The organism is Anaerotignum sp., assembly GCF_031981185.1.
Classification (GTDB): domain Bacteria; phylum Bacillota; class Clostridia; order Lachnospirales; family Anaerotignaceae; genus Chakrabartyella.
This window is the reverse complement of sequence record NZ_DALYUL010000005.1, coordinates 133,332-144,316: the sequence shown is the minus strand read 5'-3', so window position 1 is coordinate 144,316 and position 10,985 is coordinate 133,332. Positions and strand designations below refer to the sequence as shown.

The 10,985-nt window shown below is 39.1% G+C and carries 9 protein-coding genes; 7 read left to right on the top strand and 2 right to left on the bottom strand.

Going from position 1 to position 10,985, the window contains the following annotated elements; all coding sequences use genetic code 11:
* The 3 genes from RTK36_RS16670 to RTK36_RS04380 all read left to right on the top strand — a co-directional run bounded on the left by RTK36_RS16670 (position 1) and on the right by RTK36_RS04380 (position 2,124).
* Entirely contained in the window at positions 1 to 171 is a 171-nt protein-coding gene (locus RTK36_RS16670; RefSeq protein ID WP_442871334.1) for an SOS response-associated peptidase family protein, read from the top strand.
* Positions 172 to 483: 312 nt separating this feature from the next.
* A complete protein-coding gene (locus tag RTK36_RS04385; RefSeq protein WP_312044731.1) occupies positions 484 to 1,167 on the top strand; it encodes an MBL fold metallo-hydrolase in 684 nt (227 codons plus the stop codon).
* 153 nt (positions 1,168 to 1,320) lie between these two features.
* Positions 1,321 to 2,124 (top strand): N-acetylmuramoyl-L-alanine amidase family protein, encoded by an 804-nt coding sequence (locus RTK36_RS04380; RefSeq protein WP_312044729.1) that lies wholly within the window; start codon positions 1,321 to 1,323, stop codon positions 2,122 to 2,124.
* Between the two features lie 108 nt (positions 2,125 to 2,232).
* Here the strand turns inward: RTK36_RS04380 and RTK36_RS04375 are convergent, their stop codons facing one another.
* Positions 2,233 to 3,396 carry an AI-2E family transporter gene (locus tag RTK36_RS04375; protein WP_312044727.1) on the bottom strand — a complete coding sequence of 388 codons (1,164 nt, stop codon included), beginning with the start codon at positions 3,394 to 3,396 and terminating at the stop codon, positions 2,233 to 2,235.
* A 369-nt stretch (positions 3,397 to 3,765) separates the two neighbouring features.
* Here RTK36_RS04375 and RTK36_RS04370 point away from each other — a divergent pair, with 369 nt between their 5' ends.
* The 4 genes from RTK36_RS04370 (at position 3,766) to gltX (ending at position 10,139) form a co-directional block, all read left to right on the top strand.
* Positions 3,766 to 5,484, top strand: coding sequence for a LytS/YhcK type 5TM receptor domain-containing protein (locus tag RTK36_RS04370; RefSeq protein ID WP_312044725.1), 1,719 nt, complete (start codon positions 3,766 to 3,768; stop codon positions 5,482 to 5,484).
* On the top strand, positions 5,462 to 6,202 hold the full coding sequence (locus tag RTK36_RS04365; RefSeq protein ID WP_312044723.1) for a LytR/AlgR family response regulator transcription factor: 741 nt from the start codon (positions 5,462 to 5,464) through the stop codon (positions 6,200 to 6,202). The genes RTK36_RS04370 and RTK36_RS04365 overlap by 23 nt, the downstream gene beginning before the upstream one ends.
* Before the next feature lie 721 nt (positions 6,203 to 6,923).
* Entirely contained in the window at positions 6,924 to 8,357 is a 1,434-nt protein-coding gene (locus RTK36_RS04360; protein ID WP_312044721.1) for a carbon starvation CstA family protein, read from the top strand.
* 336 nt (positions 8,358 to 8,693) lie between these two features.
* The gene (gene gltX / locus RTK36_RS04355) at positions 8,694 to 10,139 is read left to right on the top strand and encodes a glutamate--tRNA ligase (protein WP_312044719.1); all 1,446 of its coding nucleotides are present in this window, start codon (positions 8,694 to 8,696) and stop codon (positions 10,137 to 10,139) included.
* Positions 10,140 to 10,457: 318 nt separating this feature from the next.
* Here the strand turns inward: gltX and RTK36_RS04350 are convergent.
* On the bottom strand, positions 10,458 to 10,985 hold a 528-nt coding region (locus RTK36_RS04350), incomplete at its 5' end, for a class I SAM-dependent rRNA methyltransferase (RefSeq protein ID WP_312044717.1).

The window sequence follows — 10,985 nt, the reverse complement described above, 5'->3', positions numbered from 1 at the left end:
ATCGTGGTGTTAACCACTCATAGCATGGGTGAAATCGCAGAGGTACATCATCGTATGCCCTTGATTTTAAAGGAAGATGAGTTAAGGGACTGGCTATATGATAACGCTGTCTCTGAAAAATTACTGGAACAAGGGGCGGCTGCCTTAAAAAAAGAAGTGGTGGAAAATTAAGAAATTTGAGGGGGAAATGATTTACACCCGTATAATATGGAAATTCCCAATGCTTATCAGGTTTTTTGATCATTATAGTTTTATATAGTTGCATTTTTGGCAAAAGACTTGAGAAATTCTTAAGTCTTTTTTATAAAGGTAGAAATTAAAGCAAAATGTGGTACAATTATATGGTAAAATCAGTCATTCTTTTTGATGGTAGTATGAGTAAGATGGTCTTCTCAGAAATTTTATAGATAAAGGTGTCATGACTCGTTTAATTTTGATAATAGGCAGAATATATCTGACTTATTAGGATAATCAGGAGGTCTTATGAAAGTTACTTATTTTAATCATAGCGGTTTTTTAGTGGAAACAGAAAACAAAGTATTGGTATTTGACTATTACTCTCAGGGTAAACGTTTTGATTTTTTTGATCCCAAAGCCTATGAGGGCAAGGACATTATTTTCTTTGTATCCCACAATCATGGAGATCATTTTGATACGAGGATACTTGATTGGGCGGATAATGGGGCCTATGTAATGTCTCATGATGTGACTTTGGACTCTACCTTTTCAGGAGAGGTTTTGTATGTGAAGCCCCACGAAACCTATCAATTCCATGGGCTTACCATAGAAACCTTATTATCAAATGATGAGGGAGTAGCCTTTGCTGTGCTTGCAGATGGAAAAGAAATTTACCATGGTGGAGATTTAAACTGGTGGCATTGGAATGGAGAGAGTCAGGAATTTAATGATGAAATTGCGAAAAGCTATCAAGATGAAATCTTAAAAATAAAAGGGAGAAAGTTCCACGTTGCATTTATTCCTGCGGATTTGCGCCTAGAGGACAAGTACTCGTGGGCAACTGACTACTTTATGCAAGAGGTGGACGCAGAAGCTATATTTCCTATGCATTTTTGGGGAAAGTTTCAAGTTTGTCAAATGCTGAAAGAAAAACCTTATGGCGATAAAATTGTACAAATTTCCAAAGCAAATGAGACATTTACCATTTGATCCATACCATTTACTTTCTCATCTTTAGCTGTTGATTTAGTATGATTTTTAATATCTTGAGGTAACAACTAGGCGAGTTTATAAATGGTTGGGCAAGTAATTGGGGCTGTTGGGGCAATATAAACTATCCCTAAAAAATTGGAGTGACAGTGTATGAAAGGCAAAAACTGGCGGGAATATGAGCCGCATAGAATAAAGAAAAAGCGGCGCAGACGCCGAAAAGGCAGATTGCCAATAAAGCTAATCTTACTAATCTTTCTTTTTGCAGTGGGATACGTTGGATTCGAGATCTATTTTCACTTTAGCAAGCCTTATATAATTGGCCTTGATGCCGGTCACGGTGGTGTTGATACTGGAGCAGTGGGTATCATTGAGGAAGTCGCGCTGACGGAAAAAACCACCGCCAAGCTGGCGGAGCTATTGGAGGCGGATGGGCGTTTTCGGGTAATTCTTTCACGCAAAGACGGTGAAGACAAAACTGTTACCAATAGAAACAAGCTTTTTCAAAGGGCAAAGCCGGATTTGGTACTTTCTATTCATGCCAATTCCGGTGAGGATTCATCGGCCTACGGATTTGAATGCTATCCCTCTCCTCCGGGAAAAAAGAACTACGAGAAAAGTTTGGCATTTGCCCAATACATAGCAATGGAAATGAAAGTGGCAGGGGCAAGGCTTAGAGGGGCGGACGGTGTTCGGTTTGGATACTATGTACCTAACGAGACGGGAGAAGCCTCCAAACTGCTAATTGACTCCACTGATACGCAGGTTTATGACTATGATACCTTTGGAATGTTAAAAAATATGAATTGTCCCGCTGTCTTGGTGGAGCAATGCTTTGTAACCAATGAGCAGGATGTGAAGGATTTTGGTTCGGAAGAAGGTTGTGCGAAGGCTGCACAAGCCTACTATCAGGGAATCTGCCAATACTTGAGTGCTATGGAAAAAGGGAAGACATAAAAAGAGTGCCGATATCATCGGCACTCTTTTTAAATCATTTCAGGTTAATTTTCCAAAATTTCAATAAAGGCTATGTTTATAAAGGTATTCGGAGCGCCGGGGGCCCTTTTATTCCACCTTCAAATTTTTTTCTGTTAGGCGATGATTCGTTGCTTCTCTAAGGAGCGTATAAAGAACAGAAACAATCGGTATGAATACAAGCATACCAATAATGCCGAATAAACTACCACCGATGGTTACTGCCGCAAGAACCCATATAGAGGGCAAACCAACAGAGCCGCCTACAACATAGGGATAAACCAGGTTGCCTTCAACCTGCTGTAGAATGAAAAACAGGATAACAAAAATAAGTGCCTGGGCAGGATTCACGGTTAGAATTAGGAATGTACCTAGCAATAGCCCGATAAAAGCCCCGAATATGGGGATTAGGGCGGTAAAAGCAATAAATACACCGATTAACAGAGCATAAGGCAGACGCATAATAGACATTGCTAAGAAGAACATAGAGCCTAAAATAACCGCTTCAAGGCACTGTCCGGCAAGAAAACTTGCAAATATTTTGTGAGTTAGAGCACAGATTTCAATTGTTTTTTGCGCATATTTTTGTGGTACAAAGGCAAAAAGAAACTTCCGGATTTGTCTGCCTAAGGTTTCCTTTTGCAGTAAGATATAGCAAGCGAAAACGAAACCTATGAAAAAAGAGGTAAAGGCGCTTAGAATACCTTTGGCAACGACAAAAGTGGAGTCTAAAATATTGCCAATGCCTGACTTGAAAAAGTTAGCTACACCAGCAACCAGTTTTTGCCAGTCAATCTCAATAGCGGACAGATAAGATACAGCTTCGGGGTTTGCAGAAAAGAATTTTTCAAGGTTTGCTTCCAAGTTGGGAAGTCTTTCCGGCAAGGATTGTGCCAAATCTGTAGCGGTGGTTGCCAGCTGGGGCAGAACCAGAGCAGTAACAATGAACAGGAGTGCAAGCACAAAAATAATTGCCAAAATCAAACTGACAGGACTCATCATTTTCTCTAAACGCTGTTTTTTCTTTCCTGTTGCGGTACGCAAGGGGGTGATAAACAGCATTTTTTCAATCCGATCCATGGGAACGCTTAAAATAAAAGCAATGGCACAGCCCAAGATTAAAGGCAGCAGAATATGCAGAATAAAACCGATAGAGCTTATTACAATGTCAAAGCGGTAAAGACCTATTAGAATTAGAATGGAAAAAACAATGAGACCTCTTATTTTTCGAATATTGTTTTGGTTCAGCTCCATTTAGGAACACCTTCTTTCTAATTTTTAGAGAGTTGCAAATCGCCAAGGCGGTGAAAAAATATTATTTGTACCAGCCAAACTTTACATATTTGAGCTGTTAAAGAAACATTTTAATTTGACATAGTATAGCATGTGCAAATAGAAATAGCAATGAATTCCATTTTATAAGAACTTTAATAAAAGGGACGTAAGAAGACATAAGTCTCCATTTTAAAAAACTTTAAAACATAGAGTGCCAAAAATAAGAATAGGGGGATTTATTGGAATGCATGTGAGATAATAAGAAAACCAAAATCCCTTATGTTGACCGTTTTGGTGGCTTGTAGTATCCTAAATAAAGATAGTTGCAAATAAAAATGGGGGAAACGTATGACACTGGATATTTTAAAAAATTTAATATTAAATTTATCTATGCTGGTAATTATTGCCCAGATTTTGACAAAAACAACCTTCATCAAACAGTTTATGTTTTCTTATAAAACAGATATTAAATCAAATATTGCATTGGCGGTAATTTTTGGTTTGATTAGTGTGTTGTCTACCTATACAGGAACAGATGTAAACGGTGCGATTGTGAATACGCGTGTTATTGGGGTTATGTCTGGCGGTATTATTGGTGGGCCTATTGTAGGTATGGGAGCAGCAATTATCGGCGGATTACATCGGTATTTTTTTGATGTGGGAGGCTTTACCTCTGTGGCTTGTGCGATCTCCACTTTTGTAGAGGGTGTTATTGGTGTTTTGGCATCTAAATATTTAAAACGAAACAATTGGAAAAAAATCGATATTTTTTTGATTTCCGCCTTGGCCGAGGTATTTCAGATGATCATTATTTTATTGGTGGCAAAGCCTTATCCTGCAGCCCTAGAGACGGTACAAATTATTGCAGTGCCAATGATATTATTTAATTCTTTAGGCATGGTTATTTTTATTTCTGTTTTCAATTCCATTTTCATAGAGCAGGACAATGAGTCTGCCAAAAGAATTAAACTGGCTTTCGATATTTCGGAGCAGTGCCTGCCCTATTTGCGAAAAGGGATGTATAATAAGGAAAACATGGATGAGGTCACCAAAATGATTTTGGAAAACGCCAGAGACGGTGGTGTGGTTATAACAGATCGGGAAAAAATACTCAATTATCAATGTGATGTTACTGCATTACGGGATAACATGGAGGGAAAAACCCTGCCTCAAATTGCTCAATTGGTAATTGGCAAAGACCGGGTAATGGTTGCCGAAGGGGCACAGGAGGGCGATGTTTTTTATGAACATTTGAAGCACTTTACCATTGTAGGGGCGCCTTTGCATAGTAAAGGAAGTGTAGTAGGGGCTATTTTGGTTTTTACCAAAAAATTTAAGATTTCCATACAAACAGACAAAGATTTCGTTGATGGTTTGGCAAAGCTTTTTTCCACCCAATTGGAATTGGCTGAGGCACAAAAACAGAGAGAGTTATTACAAAAGGCTGAGTTTATGGCGTTGCAATCCCAAATTAATCCCCATTTTCTGTTTAATGCCCTCAATACCATAACTGCGTTTTGCCGTGAGAAGCCGGAAAAGGCAAGGGAATTATTAATTGTGCTAAGCACCTATTTTAGGAATACGTTAAATACAAATCAATATATGATTGATATTTATGATGAATTTTCTCATGTGGATGCCTATTTACAATTGGAAAAAGCAAGGTTTGAGGAAAGATTGATACTTGACATTGATGTGCCCATGGATTTGCATTGTCAGGTTCCCAGCTTTATTTTGCAGCCGATTGTAGAAAATGCAGTGAAGCATGGGGCAATGAAGAGAAGTGTTGGGCGGGTGTCCATTCGAGCACGGCAAACAGAGCAAATGGTAACAATTTTAGTGAAGGATTCCGGTTATGGTATCCCCCAAGAAATTATTGATGCCTTGCATAAATGCACATTGGATAGCTCAAAGGTGGGACTTTCCAATGTAAACAAGAGACTGCGCAGCATCTATGGGCAGGATTACGGTTTGCAAATTGAAGCTTCGTCAGAAGGTTCAGAAGTTACCATTAGAATTCCAGTGGATAAGGGGGTGGAAGTAGATGAAAATAGCAATTGTAGATGATGAAAGGCCATCCAGAAGTGAGCTGCGGCATCTGATTTTAGATTGCCTAGAGGACGGGGAAATTATGGAGGCCAGCTCAGGCACCGAAGCCATGGAGTTATTTTTGAAAGAAGATTTCGACTTGATTTTTATGGACATTAATTTGGGCGACATGGATGGTACTACTTTGGCGGCTATGGCAAAAAAAGCCCAGCCTCAGGTTGAAATTGTGTTTGCCACCGCATATAACAGTTATGCGGAAAAAGCCTTTGATATTGATGCATTGAACTATATTCTAAAGCCCTTTGATACCAAGAGAATTGAGCAAACCATACAACGGTTTTTAAAAAAGCGAGGGCAAGTAAGCATTGAGAAGACATCCCCAAGGGAAGATGAAAAAAAACCTATTTCAAAGGTTTCCATCACCAGTGACAAAAAAATGATTTTATTGGATATTGCTGATATTGTCTATATTGAAACGGGGAAGCGGGCATGCATTGTTCATGCCAAAGGAAAGTCTTATACAACATCCTGCTCCATGAATTCCTTTGAGGAGCGTCTAAAAGAATGCGGGTTTTTCCGTATTCATAAAAGCTACTTGATTAATTTAGAGTATGTGATAGAAATTTATCCTTGGTTTAATAATACCACCTGTGTGAAAATGCAGGGTTATGAAAAGGAGATTTTAACGGTAGGTAGAAACCAGATAAAGGAGCTGAAACGACTTTTTCTTATGTGATTTGGGGAGAAAGTGACACCGATTTTTCTGGGTATCCAGCTGAAACGAGCTTTGCTTCATTTAAAAAGAAGTGAAGTTCTTTTTTTACTGGTGTGAATAATGTTAAGTCCAAAAGCGTGGAACATTGCTTGAGAAGAAATAAACAACATAAGAGGGAATGTTGATAAGGAGATGGATAAATTTTTATTATTACGCCGGGAAAAAAGTGTAAGAAATTTTGAAAATTCTGCAATTTCTATACTAGATTTTAAACACACGTTAAAATCACATTAAAATAAAATGCATTTTGCACAGCGAATTCTGCTTTTTATGCTTGAATAATAACCAGTGACAACAAAAAACAGTACAAAAACACGAAAATACGATATTCTTTCCTTAGAATCATATTTCTTAAGAAATGTGTGACAAGGGATAGACAAAGTTAAGATAAAGCGGTGGCATTGAGCTGTGTAAGTTTTCTCAATGTAAATATTTGAATTGATGAAATATAAGGAATTTATTGTTGGGTTGGAAAACAACCATGGAACGGAGCAATAAAGATTCTAGCTGCTATTTTTTTGGATGATATTACAAAAATCAACTTTGTCAAGCTTGGAAACATATTTTTTAAGGGATATGCCATTTGTGCTGTCTGGGAAATTCAGATGGCATAAGTACTGCTCTCAATGGGCGGTAGAACTTATAAAATACATATTTCTAAAAATGAAAGGAAGGGAAAGTTATGATTAGTTTCTTCGTATGTCTTGCAATTCTTATCATAGGTTATGTAGTATATGGTGCTTTCATTGAAAGAATCTTTAAACCCGATGATAGAGAGACTCCTGCTGTAGCAATGGCGGATGGAACGGACTACGTGGTAATGGGCAATGGCAAGATTTTTTTAATTCAGTTGTTAAATATTGCGGGGTTAGGCCCCATTTATGGTGCAATTGCAGGTGCGTTGTGGGGGCCATCCGTATTTTTATGGATTACCTTCGGTACAATTTTTGCCGGCGGTGTGCACGATTATCTTTCAGGCATGATTTCCATGCGTCACAAAGGCACCAGTATATCTGAAATTGTTGGCATTTACCTAGGACCTTTTATGAAAACTGTAATGCGTATTTTCTCAGTTGTATTGCTGGTATTGGTTGGTACTGTTTTTGCGACAGGCCCTTCTGCCCTTTTGGCAATGCTGACTCCAGAAACATTTGATGCAAAATTCTGGTTGATTGTGGTAATTGCATACTATTTCTTGGCAACTTTAGTACCCATTGATAAATTAATTGGTAAAATTTATCCCCTCTTTGGTATTTGCTTGATTGTTATGGCTCTTGGTGTAGCCAGCGGGATTGTAATACAAGGGTATACCATTCCTGAAATTACATTTAGCAATCTTCATCCTAAGGGACAGGCTATTTGGCCCTTCATGTTTATTACCGTTGCTTGTGGTGCTATTTCCGGTTTCCATGCAACCCAGTCTCCTCTGATGGCACGTTTCATGAAGAGCGAAAAAGACGGCAGAAAAATTTTCTACGGCGCAATGGTTTGCGAAGGTGTAATTGCACTGATTTGGGCAGCGGCGGGTGTTGCTTTTTATCAAAGTACAGGCGGCTTGGCAGAAGCAATTACAAGACTTGGCGGACAGGGCGGTGTTGTTTATGAAATTTGTAATACGCTTCTTGGGCCCATTGGCGCAGTAATTGCAATGATTGGCGTTATCGCTTGTCCTATTTCTTCCGGTGATACAGCGTTTAGAAGTGCTCGTTTGGTAATTGCTGACTGGTTCAAAATTGATCAGAAAAAAATCAAAACAAGACTTGGGGTTACCATTCCTTTGCTGGTAATTGGTGCGCTTCTTTCTCAGATTGACATCACAATTATTTGGAGATATTTCTCTTGGAGCAACCAAACATTGGCTATGATCGCTCTTTGGGCAGCAGCGGCATACTTACGTAACAATAAAATTTTGCCTTGGGTGGCAGTCATTCCTGCAACATTTATGTCAGCGGTAAGCAGTACCTATATTTTAATGGCGCCAGAAGGCTTTCAATTAAGTGCCGCTTTCTCCTATCCTGCAGGTATTATTTTTGCAGCCCTTTGCTTCATTCTGTTCATGGTAAAAATCATGAATAAAAATTATACAGCGGAGCAAGATACTACTGCAAGCATCTGATTAAATTTTTACAAAAGAGCCAAGTTATAGGCTGAAATAATCCTATGAGGCTGAAATGGCTTCACAAAGAACAGTACAAAGGATAAAAAAGCTCCACTGCGTGCAAAAGTTTGCATTGTAATGGGGCTTTTTCGTATCTGGAAAAAGAAACTGGATAAAATGGGGTTGTATAAATAAAGAATGTGAACGTGGAATAACAAAAAGGCTTAGCATATTTTGAACAAATAGCCGTGAAACCCTCTGGAAAAAGGGCTTTACAGCGGACAGGTTTGCGTATAAACTAGAATGAGTTATAAATAAAGCATGCAGGATTATTTTGTGAAAGGAAGTATTAAAATGGAAATCAGAACAAGGTTTGCGCCCAGCCCAACGGGATATATGCATATTGGGAATTTGCGTACGGCGTTATATGAATATTTGATTGCAAAGTCCCAGGGAGGAAAATTTATTCTGCGTATTGAAGACACAGACCAGGGACGTTTGGTTGAAGGCGCCACAGATATTATATATAATACATTGAAAATGACAGGTTTACATCATGATGAAGGCCCTGATGTTGGTGGCGAATTTGGCCCTTATATACAGAGTGAACGTATGGGTATGTATATGGATTATGCCAAGGAATTGGTGGAAAAGGGAGAGGCATACTATTGTTTCTGTACCAAGGAGCGTTTGGAAGCTTTGAAGGAAAACAATACTGATGGTGCCGCATTTGCCAAGTATGACCGCCACTGTTTCCATTTAACCAAGGAAGAAGTGCAGGCAAAGCTTGATGGGGGTGAACCCTTTGTCATCCGTCAAAAAATGCCTGAAGATGGGACAACCACCTTTCATGATATGGTATATGGGGAAATCACTGTGGAAAATAAAGAGTTGGATGACCAAATTCTGATGAAAGCAGATGGATTTCCTACCTATAACTTTGCCAATGTAGTGGACGACCATTTGATGAAAATTACTCATGTGGTGAGAGGCAGTGAGTATTTATCCTCCACACCCAAATATAATCTGTTGTATCAAGCCTTTGGTTGGGATGCGCCGGTTTATGTACATTTACCTGCGGTTATGCGAGATGCCCATCACAAGCTTTCTAAGCGCCATGGGGATAAATCCTTTGAAGACTTGGTGAGAGAGGGATATTTGGTTGAAGCAATCGTAAATTATATTGCTTTGTTAGGCTGGAGCCCTTCTGATAATACAGAAATTTTTACATTACAGGAACTTGAGGAAAAATTTGATATCTCCGGCTTAAGCAAATCCCCGGCAATTTTTGATATTAAAAAATTGACTTGGATGAACGGCGAATATATGAAAGCAATGGAATTTGAAAAATTTTATGCCCTGGCTGAGCCAAAGCTTAAAGAGGCTTTGGGAGGAACGCAGTTGGATGGCAAAAAAATAGCAGTACTTTTGCAAAAACGTTTAGAGACCTTGAACGATATTCCTACGTTGGTAGCCTTTTTTAAGGAATTGCCTCAGTATGGAACTGAGCTGTATACCCATAAGAAGATGAAAACGGATGATGCCATTGCGCTTACCAGCTTGCAGGCTGCCATTCCTGTTTTGAAGGAGTTGGCGGAGTGGAGTGAAACAACAATCCATGATAGCTTGATTGCGTTAGTTGGTGAGATGGGAATTAAAAACGGTCAGCTGTTATGGCCCGTAAGAACAGCTTTGTCTGGAGAGCCTACTTCCCCTGGTGGTGCCATTGAATTGGCGGATATTTTAGGTAAGGAAGAAACACTTCGTCGTTTGGAAAAGGGAATTGCCCTTTTAAGCTGATTTATTTAGATAAACAAAGAGCCTATATTGCAGGAAGGAATATTGCAATATAGGCCTTTTTTAATGTCAAGTTTGGATTCTAAAATCATAACCGGTTTCGTTAAGATTCTATTCCGCAATTCTTAAAGGAAATGACGGTTTTTGTCCATTGTTTCTTCAAAAAGATTTGATATCCTATGTATATGAAATCGCAAACAAGCCTAGCGGCTTTTCAAATATATTGACATAGATATACCTCCCCTCAAAAAAAAGAACAGGCAATGATTATAGCGGTATGGGCTATAGTCATTGCCTGTTCTTCGTGATTGAAGAAAAAAATCAAGGGTTCTGGCACACCTGAAAGATATAAAACTTTAGGTAATAGGATTCATCCGCAGCCCAAAGGATGGGATGGTCGGGGGATTGGGTACGATATTCCACCTGTCGCAACCGTTTATGCACATTTTTTGCGGCTTGGCCTATGGTTTGTGTGAATAACTCGGGGGACATGAAATGAGAACAGGAGCAGGTTGCTAAAAATCCACCGTCTTTCACCAATTTCATTGCCCGTAAATTAATTTCGCGATAACCCTTGATTGCATTTTTGATAGAGTTTCTGGATTTTGTAAAAGCGGGGGGATCAAGAATAATAACGTCAAATTTCTGGCCCTCCTTTTCTAAACGAGGAAGCAATTCAAATACATCTTCGCATTGAAAATGTACCACATTTTCCAAGCCGTTTAACTTGGCATTTTCTATAGCTTGGTCTACGGCAAGCTGAGAAGCATCAATGCCCAAAACCCTTTTCGCACCGGAAATTCCTGCATTTAAGGCGAAGGAGCCTGTGTGGGTAAAGCAGTCTAAAAC